Raw genomic sequence first — 17,170 nt, 5'->3', positions numbered from 1 at the left:
CTCATGGTCTCGAGACGGTTGCCAGCGCAACCTCCTCGACCACCGTGTCGTCCCGGACGAGCTGGCGCAGCCTCGTCAACGGCGTGCGGTCGCCGTCAGGCGCGGGCCTGGCTGATCGCGTAGAGGCAGATGGAGGCGGCAACGCCGGCGTTGAGGGACTCCAGCGAGCTGACCATCGGGATCGAGACGAGGTGGTCGCAGGTCTCGGAGACCAGGCGGCCGAGGCCGTCGCCCTCCGCGCCGACGACCACGACGAGGGGGCCGCGGGCGAGGTCGGCGTCGGCGACGAGCTCGGGGAGGCTGAGGTCGCCGTCGGCGGCGAGGCCGACGACGGTCATGCCCTCGTCCTGGTACTCCTTGAGCTGGCGCGTGAGGTTGACCGTCTGGGCGACCGGGATGCGGGCCGCGGCGCCGGCGCTGGTCTTCCAGGCCGAGGCGGTCATGCCGGCGGCGCGCCGCTCCGGGATGACGACGCCGTGGGCGCCGAGGCCCGACGCGCTGCGGATGATCGCGCCGAGGTTGCGCGGGTCGGTGATGGAGTCGAGGACGACGATGAGCGGCTTCTCGGCGTTCTGGGCCGCGAGGTCGACGAGGTCGAACGGGTCGGCGTACTCGTACGGCGGGATGCGGGCGGCGAGGCCCTGGTGGACCGCGCCGTTGGTGTTGCGGTCGAGCTCGCCCTTGCTGACCTCGAGCAGGCTGATGCCCTTGTCCTGGGCCAGCCGGAAGGCCTCGCGGAGCCGACCGTCGCGCTCGGCGCCCTCGGCGACGTACAGCGCGCTGATCGGGACGCCCTCGCGCAGCGCCTCGACGACCGGGTTGCGCCCGGCGATCCACTCGGCGTCGGTGCCCTTGCGGCGCGGGCCGCCCTTGGACGTCCGCGCCGACGCACGCTTCTTGGCCGCGTCGGCCTGGTGCGCCTTGTGGTACTCGCGGTCCTTGGCCTTGGGGGTCGGCCCCTTGCCCTCGAGACCGCGCTTGACCCGCCCGCCGGAGCCCGCGGCGGGCTTCTTGGCGGTCTTGCGGACCGAGCCGCGTCGCTGGGAGTTACCGGCCATCGTCCACGCTCCACCTCGGGCCGGCAGGGGTGTCCTCCACCACGATGCCGGCCGCCTTGATCTGGTCTCGGATGGCGTCGGCGCGCGCGAAGTCCTTGGCCGCGCGTGCCTCCGCCCGCTGCTCGAGCAGCCCGGCGACGAGGGCGTCGACGGCGGCGACCAGCGCCGCGTCGTCGGCGACCTGCGGGCCCCAGGCGGGGTCGGCCGGGTCGAGGCCGAGCACGCCGAGCATGGCCCGCACCTGCCCGGCGGACGTCGCCCGCTCGGCCGCGTCGTCGGTGCGGTTGCCCTCGCGCACGGTGTCGAAGAGCACCGCCACCGCCGCGGGCGTGCCGAGGTCGTCGTCCATCGCGGCGGCGAACGCCGCGGGCACCTCGCCGACCGCGACGGGCCCGTCGGCCGCGGCCCGGTCGAGGAAGGTCTCGATGCGCCGGAACCCGACCGCCGCCTCGTCGAGCGCCTCGAAGCTGAACTCGACGTGGCTGCGGTAGTGGGCGCTGACCATGTAGAACCGCAGCTCGACGCCGCGGACGCGCTCGAGCACCTTGGGCACCTGCAGGGAGTTGCCGAGCGACTTGCTCATCTTCTCGCCGGCGGTGGTGATCCACGCGTTGTGCAGCCAGTACGACGCGAACGGGTGCCCGGCGGCGCGCGACTGCGCCTGCTCGTTCTCGTGGTGGGGGAAGCGCAGGTCGACGCCGCCGCCGTGGATGTCGAAGGCGGGGCCGAGGTACTTGCCGGCCATGGCCGAGCACTCGATGTGCCACCCCGGCCGACCAGGACCGTACGGCGAGGGCCAGGCCGCCGTCTCGGGCTCGCTGTCCTTCTTCCAGCCCTTCCACAGGGCGAAGTCGCGGGGGTCGCGCTTGCCGCGCGGGTCGGCGTCCTCGGCGGGCTCCATGTCGTCGACGGCCTGCCCGGTCAGCTCGCCGTACGACGGCCACGACCGCACGTCGAAGTAGACGTCGCCCGAGCCGTCCTCGGCGGCGTAGGCGTGGCCGCGCTCGACGAGCCGCTCGATCATCTCGAGCATCTCCGGCACGTGGCCGGTCGCGCCGGGCTCGTAGGTCGGCGGCAGCACGTTGATCGAGGCCAGCGCGCGGGTCAGCTCGCCGTGCATGGCGTAGGCCAGGTTGAACCAGGGCCGGCCCTGCTCGGCCGCCTTGGCCAGGATCTTGTCGTCGATGTCGGTGACGTTGCGGATGAAGGTGACGTCGTACCCGGTGTGGGCGAGCCAGCGCCGCAGCACGTCGAAGTTGACCGCCGAGCGCACGTGGCCGACGTGGGGCTCGGACTGCACGGTCAGGCCGCAGACGTAGATGCCCGCCTTCCCCTCCTCGAGGGGGACGAAGTCGCGGACCTCGCGCGTCGCGGTGTCGTAGAGCCTGAGTGCCACCGTCGGAGTCTATTGACCGCGGCCGGTCCCGTCAGATCGGAGCGGTCCGGCCACCCCGGCGGACCCTGTGACGGATGGTGCGGATGTGACGTACCGTGGCTCGGTGAGCCTTCCCCCCTCCCGGTCCCTGTCCCGCCGCACGCTCCTGGGTGCCCTCGCCCCGGCCGCGCTGGGGCTGGGCTACGTTGCCGCGGTGACGACCGGCCCGACGTCCTCGCGTCCCGCCGACGGCGACGACCTCGAGGCCGTGGCCGCGGCGAGCCGTCCGATCGCGTTCCGGCAGTGGGACTCCACCGCCGAGCTCGCCACGGGCCGCTCGATCGGCGCCACCGTGGCCGGCGGGCGAGCGACCTTCGGCCGCGCGACCGGCACCAAGACCCAGGGCGGTACGCGCTACGAGACCTCCCGCTGGGACTCCCCGTGGGTCACGCCGGGCTTCGCGTTCACCCAGCTCATCCCGTCGTGGTCGGCCACCACGCCGAAGGACAGCTTCATCGAGGTGCGGGTGCGCGGCCGCGACGCCGCGGGCCGCACGACCTCGTGGGACCTGATGGCGCGCTGGGCGCTGTGGGACAGCTTCACCAAGCGGACGACCCAGAGCGGCCAGTCCGACGACGGCACCTCGGTCGACACCGACACCTGGAGCGCGCCCGGGCTCCGCTCCTGGCAGGTGCGGGTCGTCCTGGCCCGCAAGGCCGGCACCACCGCCCGTCCGTCCATCGACGCCGTCGGCGCCGTCGCCTCCGCCCTGCCCGCGACGGCCCCGCCGGTCTCGGCGCCGGGCGTGGCCCGCGGCGTCGTGCTCGACGTGCCGCGGTACTCCCAGATGATCCACCGCGGCCACTACCCGCAGTGGGGCAGCGGTGGCGAGGCGTGGTGCTCGCCCACGTCGACCTCGATGGTGCTCGGCTACTACGGCAGGCTGCCGCGCCCGGCGTCGTACAACTGGGTGCCGCAGGGGCACACCGACCCCTTCGTCGACTACGCCGCCCGCCAGACCTACGACCACGCCTACCGCGGCACCGGCAACTGGCCCTTCAACACCGCGTACGCCGCGCCGCTGGCCGGCAAGGCGTTCGTGACCCGGTTGCGGTCGCTGCGCGAGGCCGAGCGGTTCATCAAGGCCGGCATCCCGCTGGTCGCCTCGGTCACCTTCGCCCGCGGGGAGCTCGACGGCGCCCCGATCTCCTCCACCGCGGGCCACCTGCTCGTCATCGTCGGGTTCACCGCGACGGGCGACGTCGTGGTCAACGACCCGGCGGCCACGACCCGGTCCGGCGTGCGCCGCACCTACGACCGGGCGCAGCTGGAGAAGGCGTGGCTGACCCGCTCGGGCGGCCTGGTCTACGTCATCCGCGACAGCGCGCACCCGCTGCCGAAGGGCTCCCCCGGCACCTGGTGACCGCCGGTCAGGCGCCGGTCACGCGGTGGTCAGGCGCCGATCACGAGGTGGTGAAGGTGACCGAGTGCAGCCCGGTCGCCCCGTCGGGCAGGACGTCGGCGACGGCGCTGGTCTGCACCTCGCCGCCGGCCTGGACCGCGCGGACGGTCACCGTGTGCTCCCCCGCGGCGAGGTCGGCGGTGGCGCGCCACTGCACCCACGTGTCGGCGTCGGGCACGGTGCCGAGCTCGGCCGCGGTCCACGGACCGCCGTCGACCTGCACCTCGACGCCCTCGATCCCGGTGTGCTGCATCCACGCCGAGCCCGCCACGACGACCTCGCCGGCCGGCAGCTCGGCCCCCTCTGCCGGCACGTCGACGCGCGAGGCGATCTTGACCGGACCCATCTCGCCCCAGCCCCGCTGGGTCCAGTAGGCCTCGACGTCGGCGAACCGGGTCACCTCCATGTCGACGACCCACTTGGTGCCGGAGACGTAGCCGTAGAGGCCGGGGACGATGGTGCGGACCGGGTAGCCGTGCTCGATGGTCAGGGCCTCGCCGTTCATCGCGACGGCCAGCATCGCGTTGCGGTCGTCGGTGAGCGCGGCCAGCGGGGTGCTGCAGTCCCAGCCGTCGACCGAGGTCTGCAGGACGCAGTCGGCGCCGTCCTGCACACCCGCCTCGGCGAGGAGCGGGGCGAGCCGGACGCCGCTCCACCACGCGTTGCCGATGAGGCCGCCGCCGACCTCGTTGGAGACGCAGTTGAGGGTGATCCAGTCCTCGGTGACCTCGCGCTGCAGCAGGTCGTCGAAGGTCAGGGTGATCTCCGCGTCGACCAGGCCGTGGATGCGCAGCTGCCAGTCGCGGGCGAGCACGCGGGGCCGGGAGAACGAGGTGTCGATGAGGTAGAACTCCTCGACGGGCGTCATCCACGGCCGCACGCCGCGGGCGTCGACCCGGGCGCCCTGCGGCACGGAGGGGGAGGTCACGGGGAGCCGGGCGATGGCCCGCTCGTCCTGCACCGCGCGGCGGCCCCGGCCGGCGAACCGTCCGACGACGGTCGAGACGCCCGCGACCGCGGCGACCACCCCGACGATGGTGAGGAAGTCACGACGGCGGGTGCGGCCGAGCGGGGTCACCGCCTGCTCGTCGTCGAGGTCCTGCACGCGTCGCAGCCGCTCGCCGGTCGTGGTCATGGCGACGACCGAGACGGCGTACCCGGCACCCAGGGCGACCAGCTGCGGCAGCTGGCCGGCGGTCGCGTCGAGGACCGCGAGGGTGCCGAGCAGCGCGACGACGCCGTACCCGGCGACGGGGGCCCACCAGAACCGGCGCGTGGCCCGGCCGACGACGGCGAAGAGGACCACCACGAGCGCGAGGCCGATCGGGATCGTGATGGCCTTGCCGTTGTTCTCCCGGCCCCAGTTCTCCAGCGGGCCGGGCACGGTGTCGCGGACGAGCCCGGCGACGGCGGCCAGCGCGTGCTGCTGGTTCCACAGCGACGCCAGCGCGTAGTCGACCGCGATGCCGGCCAGTCCGGCGACCACCCCGGCCAGCGCCCAGGCGACCCCAGACCTCTTCATGGCGGCCATTGTTGCTCAGGCATGATCGGGCGGTGACCTCCGCGGCTCCCCCGCCCCCGCCCGGGCTCCCGCCCGGCCTGCCCCGCACGGGGATCGGCGTCGACGTCCACCGGTACGCCGACGGGGTGCCGATGCACCTGGCCGGCCTCGCCTTCCCCGACGAGCCCCAGGGGCTGGAGGGGCACTCCGACGCCGACGTCGCCGCCCACGCGGCCTGCGACGCCCTCCTCTCCGCCGCCGGCCTCGGCGACCTCGGGTCCAACTTCGGCACCTCCGAGCCGGAGTGGGCCGGCGCGGCCGGGGTCGCGCTGCTGGCCGAGACCGCACGCCGGGTTCGCGAGGCCGGGTGGGCCGTGGGCAACGTCGCCGTCCAGGTCGTCGCCGTCCGCCCCCGCCTGGGTGCTCGCCGCGCCGAGGCCGAGGCCGCCCTGTCCGCCGCCGTGGGCGCCCCGGTCTCCGTCGCCGCCACCACCACCGACGGCCTCGGCCTCACCGGCCGCGGGGAGGGCGCGGCCGCCATCGCCACCGCCCTCGTCGTCCCCCTCGCCCGCTGATCCGCCGCGGCCGGCCGGGTCAGGCCGCGGCAGCCTTGCGGTGGCCGACCAGCACGACCCCGTCGACCACCTTGACGTCGTACGCCGGGACGCCGACGTGGGCGTCCTCCAGGCAGCGCCCGGTGCGCAGGTCGAAGGCGTGCTTGTGCAACGGCGAGGCCACGAACGGCACGCCGTGGCGCACCCCGACGATGCCGCGGGCGATCATCGAGGCCTTGGCGAAGGGGTCGTGGTTGCCGAGCGCGTAGACCTCGTCGGCGGCGGAGCGGAAGATCGCGACCGACTGCCCGTGCACCAGGGCCGCGACCCCGCGGTCGACCTCGAGGTCCGCGATCCGGCAGACGGGGTGCCACTCCTCCCGAGAGGACGACCGAGGCGTCATGTCCGGGACGCTAGGTCGGCGCCGCGCACGGGCGGGTTTCGCCGTGTGACAGCCGTGTAAATCCTCAGCCGTAGGCACCGGAGAAGACCAGCAGCAGACCGGCACCCACGCCCAGCGCGCACAGCGCGAGGGCCAGGTTGCCGAGGGTGCGGGCTTCCTCCATCCCGCGGCACAGCAGCCCCAGGAACGTGCCGAGCAGGGCGGGGGGCAGCGCGAGCGGCGTGAGCAGGTAGGACAGGCCCAGGAGCAGCGTCAGGACCCCGAGACCGGCGGCGAGGTAGCCGAGCGGCTCGACGGCCGGGGCGGGGCGACGGGGTGGCACCCCCGCATCGTGCCACATTTCTGAACGCGTTCAACAGTGCTGGCGCACGGCCGCGGGAGCCGACTGGCACACTCGCGGCCATGTCGGCGGCGGTGGTGGTCCTGGGCGCGGGGTCGGGGACCCGGGTCGGGGCCGGGGTCAACAAGGTGCTGCTGCCGCTGGCCGGCCTGCCGGTCCTGGCCTGGTCGGTGCGCACCGCCCTCGGCCTGGCCGAGGTGTCCCGGCTGGTCGTGGTGGTCCGCGACGGGGAGCAGGACGCCGTCGGCGCCGCGCTGGCACCGCACCTCGGCGACCGCGAGGTGCGGGTCGTCGTCGGCGGGGCGAGCCGGCACGAGTCCGAGCAGGCCGCCCTCGAGGCCCTCCGCGCCGACGTCGAGTCCGGCGAGGTCGACGTGGTCGCGGTCCACGACGGCGCGCGCCCACTGGCCTCGCCCGCGCTGTTCTCCGCCGTGCTGGCCGTCGCCCGCGAGCACGGAGGGGCGATCCCGGTCGTGCCGCTGCCGCCGCTGCTCGGGCCCGACGGCGTGCTGCGCGACGGGGTCGGCGTGCAGACCCCGCAGGCCTTCGCGGCCGGCCCCCTCCTCGCGGCCTACGACGCCGCGGCGCGCGACGGGTTCGGGGGCACCGACACCGCGGCGTGCCTCGAGCGCTACCGCCCGGAGGTGCGGGTGGTGGCCGTGACCAGCTCGCCGGTCAACCTCAAGGTGACCTGGCCGCACGACCTAGCGCTCGCCGAGCGCCTCCAGGACGCGGACGTCGTCGGGTCCTGAGACCCGCGCCGCCGTCTCGGGCGCCTCGACCTCCACGACCGCGATCCCCTCGGCCCGCAGGGCGGTGACCAGCGCCGCCAGGTCGTTCGACGCGAGCGCGGGCAGCGCCGCCACGACCCGGGCCGGGAGCACGACCGGGGAGCACACGTGGCGGAGGCCGTCGCGGTCGACCGTCGCGCCGACGTACCCGTCGTCGACCAGCTTGACCGTGTCGGTCACCGGCCGGGTGCCGACCACCACGACGTCGTCGGCGACCGCCTGGCCGACGCAGGCGGCGATGAACGTCGGCGGGGTGAGCGGGCACAGGCTGTCGTGCAGGACGAGCGGCTCCCCGGCCTCGCGCAGCGACTCCCACGACACGGTCAGGTCGACGAGGGTCACTCCCGCCTCGCCGAGCGCCCACGCGGCGGCGGCGGCGAGCGCCTCGCCGTGCACCAGCAGGAACGGCAGCGACCCGCGGTCGTCGGTCAGCACCGCGCCGAGGGCGTCCGGGGGTTCGTCGAGCTCGTCGTCGTGCACGCGGGCCAGCCTAGGACCTGAAACCGCGACGACCCCGGCCGGAGCCGGGGTCGTCGTGACGGAACTCGATCAGGAGGCCAGGACCTCGTCGAGGATGGTCTCGGCCTTGTCCTCGTTGGTGTGCTCGGCGAGCGCGAGCTCGGAGACGAGGATCTGGCGGGCCTTGGCCAGCATGCGCTTCTCGCCGGCCGACAGGCCGCGGTCACGCTCGCGGCGCCACAGGTCGCGCACGACCTCGGCGACCTTCATGACGTCGCCGCTGTGCAGCTTCTCGAGGTTGGCCTTGTAGCGACGCGACCAGTTGGTCGGCTCCTCGACGTGCTCGGCACGCAGGACGTCGAACACGCGGTCGAGGCCCTCCTTGTCGACGACGTCGCGGACCCCGACGAGGTCGAGGTTGCACGCGGGGACGCGTACGACCAGGTCTTGCTGGGCCACGATCCGAAGGACGAGGTACTGCCGGTCCTCCCCCTTGATCTTGCGCGTCTCGATGTCCTCGATGACGGCGGCCCCGTGATTGGGATAGACGACCGTTTCGCCGACGGTGAAAGTCATATGTGGTTGACCCCTTCCTAGGCCCCTATCGTAACACGGCCCGCGGGGGGCCCAGACAGCGTTTGTGCAGGTCAGAGGCCCAGTGGCCGCTCCGGTCGGGGTTGACAGACGCCGAGTTGTGTGGTGGCCCAGGTCTCACGAGGGGCCTCTCGACGGGTTCGCGACCCCCCTCGCCGGGTCGTGGTCGATACTGCTGGGCATGGTTGGCATCCGGCGTCCAGGCAAGCGCGGGACCCCCGCGCCCGAGCCCGAGCACGACACCGTCGAGGGCCGTCCGGCCACCGCTCCCCCGGCCACCGCGGAGACGTCCGAGGACACCGCGGTCGAGGCGAGGACGGCGGGCGGCACGACCACGGCCACCGAGGTCGCCGAGGTCGCCGAGGTCGTCGAGGTCGGGCCGGCCGACCCCGGCGCCACCGCCCCCGCGGCCCGCCCGTCCCGGCTCCCCCGGGTCGTGCGCGAGTCCCAGACCTACGCCCTGCTGCAGGCCGCCCACCCTCGTCAGGCGCTCGCCGTCGGCGTGTTCCTCGGCCTCACCGCGCTGGCCACCGACCGGCCGCTGCGCGAGGCGGCCGTCGTCGCCGCGACCGGACTGGTCGGCCAGGCCGTCCTGGGCTGGCACAACGACGTCGTCGACCGCGACCGCGACCGTCGCCACCGGACCCCCCGCAAGCCGGTGGCCGACGGCCGCCTCCAGCCCGGCAGCACCTGGTACGCCGTCGTGCTGGCGCTGCTGCTGCTCGTGCCGCTGTCCATCAGCACCGGCGTCACGGCCGGCGCCTGGTTCCTCGGCTCGCTCGCTGCGGGCCTGGTGGGCAACGTCGTGCTGCGCCGCGGCACGCTCTCGTTCCTGTCCTGGGCCGCGCAGTTCGCGCTGTGGGTGCCCTACCTCTCGCACGGCGGCTGGGGTGGTGCCGCCGAGGGCGCCCCGCCCGAGCCGGTGATGGTGGTCCTCTTCGCCCTGCTGGGGGTGGGGGTCCACGTCGTCCGCTCGATCTGGGGGCTCGTGGCCGACGACGCCGACGGGTGGACCTACCTGCCCCTCGTGCTGGGCCGCAGGCTCGGCGCCTCCCGCCTGCTGGCCGTCGCGGCGGCGTACGTCGTGGTGGTGCTGGCCGCGATCGTCGTGGTGGGCGGCAGCACCGGCCTGCGCGCCTGACGGACCGCGGGTGGCCGTGACCGACGGCACCCCGCCGGCCCCGGGACCGCCCGTCCGGGCGGGGCCGCTCCCGACTAGGCTGGCCCCGGTGCCTGCCGGAGCCCCGTCGCGTGCGGGGCCCCCACCGCGTCCCGTCCCGTCGTCCCGCGAGGTCACACCCATGCTCCACTCGAGCTCCCGGCCCTCCCGCCCCTCCCGGCTGCCGCTCCTCGCGGTCGGTGCGCTGCTCGCGGCACCCCTGCTCGGCGGTTGCGGCTTCGAGTACCAGACCGACCGCGTCAACACGATCGGCGCCGGGGTCAACGACCGCGCCGGCACCGTCGACGTGCTGGGGTCGGTGATCATCGCGGGCGAGGACGACGCCGGGGTGTTCGCGGCCAACCTGGTCAACAAGTCGACGACCGAGGAGATCACCTTCGACGGCCTGCAGCCGACCGACCAGGTGCAGCCCGCCGACCCGGAGGTCGGCCTGGAGCTGCCCGCGAGCGGCATGCTCAACCTCTTCGGCGAGGACGCCGTGGCCGTGGAGGGCGACTTCACCGCGGGTGACTTCGTGCCGGTGACCCTGGAGTTCTCCAACGGCCAGGTGACCACGCTGACCATCCCGGTCGTGACGCCGTGCCGCCAGTACTCCCCCGAGGTCCTGCCCGACATCACGCTGCCCGGCGGGGAGCCCTCCGACATCCCCGGCGACGAGAACGCCGAGGTCGACGACACCGACGGCCTGCCCGGCAAGTACTCCTGCGAGTACGCCTCGCCGATCCCCGAGGGCTCCGAGACCGAGGAGCCCGCCGACGGTGCCGAGGAGGGTGGCCAGTGACCTCCACGCTCGTCCTCCTGCGCCACGGCCAGAGCGACTGGAACGCCAAGAACCTCTTCACCGGCTGGGTCGACGTCGACCTGACCGAGCAGGGTCGCGCCGAGGCCGTCGCCGGCGGCCGGCAGCTGGTCGAGGCCGGCCTGCTGCCCGACCTGGTGCACACCTCGCTGCAGCGCCGGGCCATCAGCACCGCCCACCTCGCGCTCGACGCCTGCGACCGGCACTGGATCCCGGTCCGCCGCTCCTGGCGCCTCAACGAGCGCCACTACGGCGCACTGCAGGGCAAGGACAAGAAGCAGGTGCGCGAGGAGTTCGGCGAGGAGCAGTTCATGCTGTGGCGCCGCTCGTTCGACGTCCCGCCGCCGCCGCTGGCCGACGACGACCCCTACAGCCAGGCCGGCGACCCGCGGTACGCCGGCCTCGGCGAGGAGATGCCGCGCTCGGAGTGCCTCAAGGACGTCATCGCCCGCTTCCTGCCCTACTGGGAGTCGGCCATCGTCCCCGACCTGCGCAGCGGCGCGACCGTCCTGGTCGCCGCCCACGGCAACAGCCTGCGCGCGCTGGTCAAGCACCTCGACGGCATCAGCGACGACGACATCGCCGGGCTCAACATCCCGACCGGCATGCCGCTGCTCTACGAGCTCGACGACGACCTCGCCCCCGTCACCCGGGGCGGGCGCTACCTCGACCCCGACGCCGCGGCCGAGGCCGCGGCGGCCGTGGCCGACCAGGGCAAGTAGCCAGCCAACGCCGTACGACGAGACGGCCCGACCCCGCGGGGGCCGGGCCGTCTCGTGCGTCGGGGCCGGTGGTCGGTCAGCCGGTGACGGCGTGCGGGCTCTCGCCGGTGACGACGAAGACGACCCGGTTGGCCACGGAGACGGCGTGGTCGGCGATGCGCTCGTAGTAGCGGCCGAGGAGCGCGATGTCGACGGCCGCCTCGACGCCGTGCGCCCAGTCGTCGGAGAGCAGCTCGGCGAAGCTGGCGCGGCGCAGGCCGTCCATGACCTCGTCGTCGCGGCCGAGCTCGATGGCGGCGGCGACGTCGCGGCCGGTGATGATCTGGGCGACGCGGCGGACCATGTCCTCGGCGGTCGCGGCCATCTTCTCCACCGTGGGGCGGGCGCTGTCGGGCACCGCGACCTCGGGGACCCGCAGCCGGGCGATCTTGGCGACGTGGACGGAGAGGTCGCCCATCCGCTCGAGCTCGCTGACCATGCGCAGGGCGGCGACGACGACCCGCAGGTCACCGGCCACCGGCTGCTGGAGGGAGAGCAGGTCGAAGGCGTTCTCCTCGACCCTCTCCCGGGCCCGGTCGATCTCGGCGTCGGCGGAGATGACCTGCTCGGCGACGGTGACGTCGCCGGTCATCAGGGCCTGGGTGGCGTGGGTGACCGCGGTCTCGACCTGCCGGCAGATCGCGGCGAGGTCGTCGAACACCGCCTGCAGCTGCTCGCTGAACTGATCGCGCATGGGACCGACCCTAGGTCGGCGCCGGGACCGGCCCGGGCGGAACGGGTGAACGCCCGGTGAACAGACGGAAGTCACGTCTCGTGCGGCCGGGGGCACCCGGCCGCGCCCGTACCATCGACGGGTGGACCCGACGACGCAGGCGCTGCTCGCGGCGCTGCTCGGCGCCGTCGTCGCCGCCGCCGCGGTGCTCGCCTGGCATGTCTCCGACCGCCAGCAGCACGCGACCCGTGTCATCGAGGAGCCGGCCGTGCCGGCGCCGGTCGCGGCCGTCCTGTCGGTCCTGCGCAGCAGCGCCGTCATCGTCGACGACTCCGACGTCGTGCTCAAGGCGAGCGCGCCGGCGTACGCCATGGGCCTGGTGCGCGGCACGTCGCTGGTGACGCCCGAGCTGGCCGCGCTGGTCGGCGACGTGCGCCGCGACGGGCAGATCCGCGAGACCGAGCTGGTGATGCCGCGCGAGCAGGCGCCGAGCCGCCACGTGACGGTGCGGGTGGCCCCGCTCGGGTCGCGGCTGGTGCTCGCGCTCGTCGAGGACCGCACCCGCGAGCGCCGCGTCGAAGCCGTGCGCCGCGACTTCGTGGCCAACGTCAGCCACGAGCTCAAGACCCCGGTCGGCGCCATCATGCTGCTGGCCGACGCCGTGCGCGAGGCGGCCGAGGACCCCGAGGCCGTGCGCCGGTTCTCCGACCGGATGGTGGTCGAGAGCGAGCGCCTCACCGTGCTGGTCCAGCAGGTCATCGAGCTCTCGCGGCTGCAGGGCGACGAGCCGCTGGAGTCCCCCATCCCGGTGGCGGTCGACGAGGCCATCGGGCTCGCCGTCGACACCATCGCGATCGACGCGGCCGCCAAGGGCATCTCGGTCGTCGTCGGCGGCGAGCAGGGCCTCAAGGTCGCGGGCAACGAGGAGCAGGTGACGATGGCGGTGGCCAACCTGGTCGCCAACGCCGTGCACTACTCCGGCCGTGACTCCACCGTCTTGGTCACGACGCGCGTCGAGGACCCGTACGTCGCCATCAGCGTCGTCGACCAGGGCATCGGCATCCCCCAGGTCGAGATCGACCGCATCTTCGAGCGGTTCTACCGCGTCGACCCGGCCCGCCACCGCTCCACCGGCGGCACCGGGCTCGGCCTGTCCATCGTCAAGCACGTCGCCGCCAGCCACGGCGGCGAGGTCAAGGTGTGGTCGGTGGAGGGCCAGGGGTCGACGTTCACCCTCACCCTGCCCCGCGCCGAGCCCCGCCCCGAGACCCCCGAGCCGACGCACGAGGCGCCGGCCAGCACCCAGGAGGACCCAGCATGACCCGCGTACTCGTCGTCGAGGACGAGGAGTCCTACAGCGAGGCCCTGTCCTACATGCTGCGCAAGGAGGGCTTCGAGGTCGCCATCGCGGCCGACGGGCACACCGCGCTCACCGAGTTCGACCGCAACGGCGCCGACATCGTCCTGCTCGACCTCATGCTCCCCGGCATCCCCGGCACCGAGGTGTGCCGGACGATCCGGCAGACCTCCAACGTGCCGGTGATCATGGTCAGCGCCAAGGACGACGAGGTCGACAAGGTGGTCGGGCTCGAGCTCGGCGCCGACGACTACGTCACCAAGCCGTACTCCCCCCGAGAGCTCGTCGCCCGCATCCGCGCGGTGCTGCGCCGCGGCCAGGACCCGGACCTGCTGCCCGACACCCTCGAGGCCGGCCCGGTGCGCATGGACGTCGAGCGGCACGTCGTCACCGTCGACGGCCACGAGCAGCGGCTGCCGCTCAAGGAGTTCGAGCTGCTCGAGATGTTCCTGCGCAACCCCGGCCGGGTGCTCACCCGCGGCCAGCTCATCGACCGGGTCTGGGGCTCCGACTACGTCGGTGACACCAAGACCCTCGACGTGCACGTCAAGCGCCTGCGGGCCAAGCTCGAGCCCGACCCGAGCGAGCCGAAGTACCTCGTCACCGTGCGTGGGCTGGGGTACAAGCTCGACCTCTGAGGGTCGTGGTCTCGAGACGGGACTCCGTCCCTCCTCGACCACCGTGGGGCCGCCCCTGGGTCCCTCCTCGACCGTCGGACGGTCAGGCGGGTGGCTCCCAGCCGGGGTCGCGGCCGAGGCGGGCGGCGACCTGGTCGAGCGCGCTCGCGTCGGGCCCGACGACGTACGGCGTGCCGTAGGCGTCGCTGCCGGGGCGGGCGGCGTCGAGGGCGACCCGGAGCCGGTCGGCGACGGGCACGAGCGCGGCGAGGTCGTCGGCGGTGCCGAGACGCACCGGCAGCCCGGTCGCGCGGGAGAGGTCCCAGCCGTGGCCGACCGCCTCGAGCGTCCGGACGCCCGCGACGCCGTCGCGCGGCAGGTCGCCCAGCGGCGTCGGCACGAACCGGTCGGGCGGGCACGCGTCGTACGCCGCGCGAAGGGCCGCGCAGGCACCGGCCCACGCCCCGGGGAGGTCGGCGGTGGTCAGCGGCTCAGCCTCGGCGGTGAGCGCCTCGAGGTCGTAGGTCTCGCCGCCGAGGGCGCGGACGAAGGCGCGCTCGCCGACCACGAGGTGGCGGGCGAGGGCGGCGACGTCCATCCCGTCGCACGGGGTGGGCAGCGACCAGTGGGCGGTGGAGAGGCGGCGCAGCAGCGCACCGACCCCGTCCTGGGCCGCGTGGAGGACCGTCATGGGGCCATCGTCCCAGCCCGGCTGGCAGGAACTCGTCGCGCCACGTCCGAAACCCGCTTGGGCGCGCGTCATCACCGTCCCTAGCCTTGGGGCATGACCGCGACCACCCCGACCTCCGCGGACGCCCCGGTCGACGGGCCGCCGGCCTGGCTGCCCCTGGCGGCCGTCGGGGTGACCCTCCTGCTGTGGGCCTCGGCGTTCGTGGCGATCCGGCACCTGGCCGACGACCTCTCCCCCGGCCCGCTGTCCCTGGGGCGCCTGGTCGTGGGGTCGCTGGCGCTGGCCGGCTTCGCGCTGGCCCGGGGCGTGCCGCGCCCCACCGGGCGGCAGTGGGTCTCGTTGGTGACCATCGGCGTGCTGTGGTTCGGCGTCTACAACGTCGCGCTCAACGAGGGCGAGCAGCGCGTCGACGCCGGCACGGCCGCCATGCTCATCCAGGTCTCCCCCGTGCTGATCGCCGTGCTGGCGGCGGTGTTCCTCTCCGAGCGCTTCACCCGCCAGCTCGCGGGCGGCCTCGCCCTCGCCTTCGCCGGCGTGGCCGTGATCGGCCTGTCGGGCTCGCCCGACGGCGACCGCGACCTGCTCGGCGTGGCCCTGTGCCTGCTCGCGGCGGTGGTGTACGCCGTGAGCGTCATCCTGCAGAAGCCGCTCGTCGCGGCCCTGCCCGCGGTGCACGTGACGTGGCTGGCCTGCACCATCGGCGCGATCGCCTGCCTGCCGTACGCCGGCGGGCTGGTGGCCGAGGTCGGCGACGCCCCGGCGTCGTCGGTGTGGTGGCTGGTCTACCTCGGCATCTTCCCGACCGCGATCGCCTTCACCACCTACGCCTTCGCGCTGCAGCACATGACGGCCTCGAGCCTCGGCGTGACGACGTACCTCGTGCCGCCGATCACGATCGTGCTGAGCCTGGTCTTCCTCGGCGAGACCCCGCCCGCCCTGGCCTACGTCGGCGGCGCGCTCGCCCTGGTCGGCGTGTCCATCGCCCGCCGCAAGCCGCGTCCGCTGCCACCGGCCTAGGCTGCGCCCGTGTCCGTCGTCGCCGGGGTCCTGGTCGCGCTCGTGGCGGCCCTCCACCTGCTCTTCCTGGTGCTGGAGATGTTCTTGTGGGACGAGCCGGCCGGCATGAAGGCGTTCGCCCTGGAGCCCGCCCACGCGCGGGCGACCAAGGCCATGGCGGCCAACCAGGGCCTCTACAACGGGTTCCTCGTCGCGGGCCTGGTGTGGGGCCTGGTCTCGGGCGAGACCGACGTGCGGCTGTTCTTCCTCGGCTGCGTGGTCGTGGCCGGGGTGTTCGGCGCGGTGACGGTCTCGCCGAAGATCGCGGTCGTGCAGGCGCTGCCCGCGCTGCTCGCCGCGGGCGCGGTGCTGGCGGCCTGAGGGGCCGCTCGGAGCGGGTCGCGGGACCCCCTCAGGCCGGGGGCCGCGCGTGCCGATGACGAGGGTGCAGACCCCTCGTCCCGGAAGGTCCCTCCCATGCTCGTGCTGGCCGTGACCGGCCTGGCCCTCGCGGCCGCCCTGGTGGCGCTGGTGCGCCGGCGGACGAGCGAGCAGGCCCGCACGGCCCTGGCGGGCGGCCCGCCCTCGCTCGACGAGGCGCTCGCCGCCACGCTCGGCGCCTCGACGACCGCGCCGCCGCCGCCGCCGGTCCCCCAGGTCCCGCTGGCCGACCTCGATGACCTCTCCGACCTCGACGACCCGCCGGCCACCGTCCCGACCCCGGCGCGCCGCAGCCCGTGGGCCTCGCGCCCCGCGGCGGGACGCCGGATCAAGCTCCCCGACGACGGCAGCGACCCGGCCATCGGCTGGCGCGCGGACGCGGGTTCGCTGGCCCGGCCCGAGACCGTCGTCCCCGCACCCCGGCCCACCCGGCTGACCGACGCCGGACGCATCGGGCTGGTCGACGACAGCGACCGGATGGCCTGGGACCGGCCGGCCGACCGGTCCTGACGCGCGTCCCGACCGGCCCTTCAGCGGGCCTCCCGGGCGGCCGATGCTCCTCGCGAGCACGCCGCCGCCCAGCACCCGGGCGCGGCCCCGACGAGGAGCGAGCCGTGACCCAGGACCAGCAGCACACCAGCCTCACCGACGACGGCGTCGAGGTCCGCAGCACCTGGCCGTGGCGGGGCAGCGAGATCCGCATGGTCGCCGCGCTGGCCCTGGTCGGCCTCGCCGTCGCGGTGTGGGGCGGTGGCTGGTGGTGGACCGCGGCCCCCGTCGGTGCCGCGTCGGCGTACCAGCTCTACCGCGTCGGCCGCTACCGCAAGGCGCACTCGCTCGTGGTCGCCACCGTCTCCCGGCAGCGCCTGGTCGTGCAGGCCCGCAACACCCTCGGCGACTCCGCCGTCGACCTCGGCGCGGTCGAGGAGATCGGTTTCCGTGCGTTCCAGTCCGACCGCGCCCTGCTGGTGCGCGGTGGCGGCAGCGCGGCCCGGGTCCCCGAGCGGCTGCTCGACCAGGAGCCGGTGCGCGAGGCGCTACGCGTCGTCCTGGCCCGCGACCCGAGGGTCGCGCCGGGGGCCCGCGAGGTGCTCGCCGACGCCGGCCTCCTCTGAGGC

The 17,170-nt window shown here is 74.6% G+C and carries 21 protein-coding genes; 12 read left to right on the top strand and 9 right to left on the bottom strand.

The features are described from left to right. Nucleotides 1-95 precede the first annotated feature (95 nt). Entirely contained in the window at nt 96-1,058 is a 963-nt protein-coding gene (rlmB, locus tag FJQ57_RS01900; RefSeq protein ID WP_139977553.1) for a 23S rRNA (guanosine(2251)-2'-O)-methyltransferase RlmB, read from the bottom strand. Then, nucleotides 1,048-2,454 (bottom strand): cysteine--tRNA ligase, encoded by a 1,407-nt coding sequence (cysS, locus tag FJQ57_RS01895; RefSeq protein WP_139977552.1) that lies wholly within the window; start codon nt 2,452-2,454, stop codon nt 1,048-1,050. Before cysS ends, rlmB begins: the two co-directional genes overlap by 11 nt. A 103-nt stretch (nt 2,455-2,557) precedes the next feature. Here cysS and FJQ57_RS01890 point away from each other — a divergent pair, with 103 nt between their 5' ends. Next, nucleotides 2,558-3,856 (top strand): C39 family peptidase, encoded by a 1,299-nt coding sequence (locus tag FJQ57_RS01890; RefSeq protein ID WP_139977551.1) that lies wholly within the window; start codon nt 2,558-2,560, stop codon nt 3,854-3,856. A 40-nt stretch (nt 3,857-3,896) separates the two neighbouring features. On the opposite strand, the gene FJQ57_RS01885 is transcribed toward FJQ57_RS01890, so the two are convergent. Continuing rightward, nucleotides 3,897-5,417 (bottom strand): molybdopterin-dependent oxidoreductase, encoded by a 1,521-nt coding sequence (locus tag FJQ57_RS01885; protein WP_139977550.1) that lies wholly within the window; start codon nt 5,415-5,417, stop codon nt 3,897-3,899. A gap of 32 nt (nt 5,418-5,449) precedes the next feature. On the opposite strand from FJQ57_RS01885, the gene ispF reads away from it, so the two are divergent. After that, nucleotides 5,450-5,971, top strand: coding sequence for a 2-C-methyl-D-erythritol 2,4-cyclodiphosphate synthase (ispF, locus tag FJQ57_RS01880; RefSeq protein ID WP_281284214.1), 522 nt, complete (start codon nt 5,450-5,452; stop codon nt 5,969-5,971). 19 nt (nt 5,972-5,990) lie between these two features. Here the strand turns inward: ispF and nirD are convergent, their stop codons facing one another. Together nirD and FJQ57_RS01870 are read right to left on the bottom strand one after the other, a co-directional pair. Further along, the gene (gene nirD, locus FJQ57_RS01875; RefSeq protein WP_139977549.1) at nt 5,991-6,353 is read right to left on the bottom strand and encodes a nitrite reductase small subunit NirD; all 363 of its coding nucleotides are present in this window, start codon (nt 6,351-6,353) and stop codon (nt 5,991-5,993) included. Between the two features lie 64 nt (nt 6,354-6,417). Then, nucleotides 6,418-6,675, bottom strand: a complete 258-nt coding sequence (locus FJQ57_RS01870) for a hypothetical protein (protein ID WP_139977548.1) — start codon at nt 6,673-6,675, stop codon at nt 6,418-6,420. Nucleotides 6,676-6,755: 80 nt separating this feature from the next. Here FJQ57_RS01870 and FJQ57_RS01865 point away from each other — a divergent pair, with 80 nt between their 5' ends. Beyond that, nucleotides 6,756-7,445 (top strand): IspD/TarI family cytidylyltransferase, encoded by a 690-nt coding sequence (locus FJQ57_RS01865; RefSeq protein ID WP_139977547.1) that lies wholly within the window; start codon nt 6,756-6,758, stop codon nt 7,443-7,445. On the opposite strand, the gene FJQ57_RS01860 is transcribed toward FJQ57_RS01865, so the two are convergent. Together FJQ57_RS01860 and FJQ57_RS01855 are read right to left on the bottom strand one after the other, a co-directional pair. Beyond that, nucleotides 7,398-7,964 (bottom strand): 2-C-methyl-D-erythritol 4-phosphate cytidylyltransferase, encoded by a 567-nt coding sequence (locus tag FJQ57_RS01860; RefSeq protein ID WP_246081541.1) that lies wholly within the window; start codon nt 7,962-7,964, stop codon nt 7,398-7,400. The genes FJQ57_RS01865 and FJQ57_RS01860 overlap by 48 nt on opposite strands. A 69-nt stretch (nt 7,965-8,033) precedes the next feature. Continuing rightward, the gene (locus FJQ57_RS01855; RefSeq protein WP_139977546.1) at nt 8,034-8,519 is read right to left on the bottom strand and encodes a CarD family transcriptional regulator; all 486 of its coding nucleotides are present in this window, start codon (nt 8,517-8,519) and stop codon (nt 8,034-8,036) included. A gap of 199 nt (nt 8,520-8,718) precedes the next feature. Here FJQ57_RS01855 and FJQ57_RS01850 point away from each other — a divergent pair, with 199 nt between their 5' ends. The 3 genes from FJQ57_RS01850 to FJQ57_RS01840 all read left to right on the top strand — a co-directional run bounded on the left by FJQ57_RS01850 (nt 8,719) and on the right by FJQ57_RS01840 (nt 11,238). Further along, nucleotides 8,719-9,678 (top strand): UbiA family prenyltransferase, encoded by a 960-nt coding sequence (locus FJQ57_RS01850; RefSeq protein ID WP_139977545.1) that lies wholly within the window; start codon nt 8,719-8,721, stop codon nt 9,676-9,678. Between the two features lie 160 nt (nt 9,679-9,838). Next, nucleotides 9,839-10,498 (top strand): copper chaperone PCu(A)C, encoded by a 660-nt coding sequence (locus FJQ57_RS01845; protein WP_139977544.1) that lies wholly within the window; start codon nt 9,839-9,841, stop codon nt 10,496-10,498. Beyond that, the gene (locus FJQ57_RS01840) at nt 10,495-11,238 is read left to right on the top strand and encodes a phosphoglyceromutase (RefSeq protein WP_139977543.1); all 744 of its coding nucleotides are present in this window, start codon (nt 10,495-10,497) and stop codon (nt 11,236-11,238) included. The genes FJQ57_RS01845 and FJQ57_RS01840 overlap by 4 nt, the downstream gene beginning before the upstream one ends. Nucleotides 11,239-11,314: 76 nt before the next feature. Here FJQ57_RS01840 and phoU read toward each other — a convergent pair whose 3' ends face one another. Beyond that, nucleotides 11,315-11,971: a phosphate signaling complex protein PhoU gene (gene phoU, locus FJQ57_RS01835; protein ID WP_139977542.1), complete on the bottom strand. Its 657-nt coding sequence runs from the start codon at nt 11,969-11,971 to the stop codon at nt 11,315-11,317. A gap of 121 nt (nt 11,972-12,092) precedes the next feature. Between phoU and FJQ57_RS01830 the strand changes: the two genes are divergently transcribed. Both FJQ57_RS01830 and FJQ57_RS01825 read left to right on the top strand, forming a co-directional pair. Beyond that, on the top strand, nt 12,093-13,271 hold the full coding sequence (locus FJQ57_RS01830; RefSeq protein ID WP_139977541.1) for a sensor histidine kinase: 1,179 nt from the start codon (nt 12,093-12,095) through the stop codon (nt 13,269-13,271). Then, on the top strand, nt 13,268-13,945 hold the full coding sequence (locus tag FJQ57_RS01825; protein ID WP_139977540.1) for a response regulator transcription factor: 678 nt from the start codon (nt 13,268-13,270) through the stop codon (nt 13,943-13,945). Before FJQ57_RS01830 ends, FJQ57_RS01825 begins: the two co-directional genes overlap by 4 nt. Nucleotides 13,946-14,027: 82 nt before the next feature. On the opposite strand, the gene FJQ57_RS01820 is transcribed toward FJQ57_RS01825, so the two are convergent. After that, nucleotides 14,028-14,615, bottom strand: coding sequence for a TIGR03086 family metal-binding protein (locus FJQ57_RS01820; RefSeq protein WP_170219237.1), 588 nt, complete (start codon nt 14,613-14,615; stop codon nt 14,028-14,030). Nucleotides 14,616-14,708: 93 nt separating this feature from the next. Between FJQ57_RS01820 and FJQ57_RS01815 the strand changes: the two genes are divergently transcribed. From FJQ57_RS01815 to FJQ57_RS22195, 4 genes are all read left to right on the top strand, one after another. After that, nucleotides 14,709-15,632, top strand: a complete 924-nt coding sequence (locus FJQ57_RS01815) for a DMT family transporter (protein ID WP_139977538.1) — start codon at nt 14,709-14,711, stop codon at nt 15,630-15,632. A 9-nt stretch (nt 15,633-15,641) separates the two neighbouring features. After that, complete coding sequence (locus FJQ57_RS01810) at nt 15,642-15,992, top strand: DUF1304 domain-containing protein (RefSeq protein ID WP_139977537.1); 351 nt, start codon at nt 15,642-15,644, stop codon at nt 15,990-15,992. Between the two features lie 96 nt (nt 15,993-16,088). Next, a complete protein-coding gene (locus tag FJQ57_RS01805; RefSeq protein WP_139977536.1) occupies nt 16,089-16,562 on the top strand; it encodes a hypothetical protein in 474 nt (157 codons plus the stop codon). 104 nt (nt 16,563-16,666) lie between these two features. After that, entirely contained in the window at nt 16,667-17,167 is a 501-nt protein-coding gene (locus FJQ57_RS22195; RefSeq protein ID WP_170219236.1) for a DUF2892 domain-containing protein, read from the top strand. The last annotated feature ends 3 nt before the right edge of the window (nt 17,168-17,170 follow it).

Origin of the sequence: Nocardioides litoris, assembly GCF_006346315.1 — a bacterium.
Taxonomy (GTDB): Bacteria; Actinomycetota; Actinomycetes; order Propionibacteriales; family Nocardioidaceae; genus Nocardioides; species Nocardioides litoris.
The sequence above is the reverse complement of the archived record's forward strand: the minus strand, read 5'-3'. Positions and strand labels throughout refer to the sequence as shown.

Excerpts from the sequence above, each read along its gene's own strand:
- rlmB (WP_139977553.1), bottom strand. The coding sequence starts at position 1,058 with ATGGCCGGTAACTCCCAGCGACGCGGCTCGGTCCGCAAGACCGCCAAG.
- FJQ57_RS01885 (WP_139977550.1), bottom strand. The coding sequence starts at position 5,417 with ATGAAGAGGTCTGGGGTCGCCTGGGCGCTGGCCGGGGTGGTCGCCGGA.
- nirD (WP_139977549.1), bottom strand. The coding sequence starts at position 6,353 with ATGACGCCTCGGTCGTCCTCTCGGGAGGAGTGGCACCCCGTCTGCCGG.
- FJQ57_RS01865 (WP_139977547.1), top strand. The coding sequence starts at position 6,756 with ATGTCGGCGGCGGTGGTGGTCCTGGGCGCGGGGTCGGGGACCCGGGTC.
- FJQ57_RS01855 (WP_139977546.1), bottom strand. The coding sequence starts at position 8,519 with ATGACTTTCACCGTCGGCGAAACGGTCGTCTATCCCAATCACGGGGCC.
- FJQ57_RS01850 (WP_139977545.1), top strand. The coding sequence starts at position 8,719 with ATGGTTGGCATCCGGCGTCCAGGCAAGCGCGGGACCCCCGCGCCCGAG.
- FJQ57_RS01845 (WP_139977544.1), top strand. The coding sequence starts at position 9,839 with ATGCTCCACTCGAGCTCCCGGCCCTCCCGCCCCTCCCGGCTGCCGCTC.
- phoU (WP_139977542.1), bottom strand. The coding sequence starts at position 11,971 with ATGCGCGATCAGTTCAGCGAGCAGCTGCAGGCGGTGTTCGACGACCTC.
- FJQ57_RS01825 (WP_139977540.1), top strand. The coding sequence starts at position 13,268 with ATGACCCGCGTACTCGTCGTCGAGGACGAGGAGTCCTACAGCGAGGCC.
- FJQ57_RS01820 (WP_170219237.1), bottom strand. The coding sequence starts at position 14,615 with ATGACGGTCCTCCACGCGGCCCAGGACGGGGTCGGTGCGCTGCTGCGC.
- FJQ57_RS01815 (WP_139977538.1), top strand. The coding sequence starts at position 14,709 with ATGACCGCGACCACCCCGACCTCCGCGGACGCCCCGGTCGACGGGCCG.
- FJQ57_RS01805 (WP_139977536.1), top strand. The coding sequence starts at position 16,089 with ATGCTCGTGCTGGCCGTGACCGGCCTGGCCCTCGCGGCCGCCCTGGTG.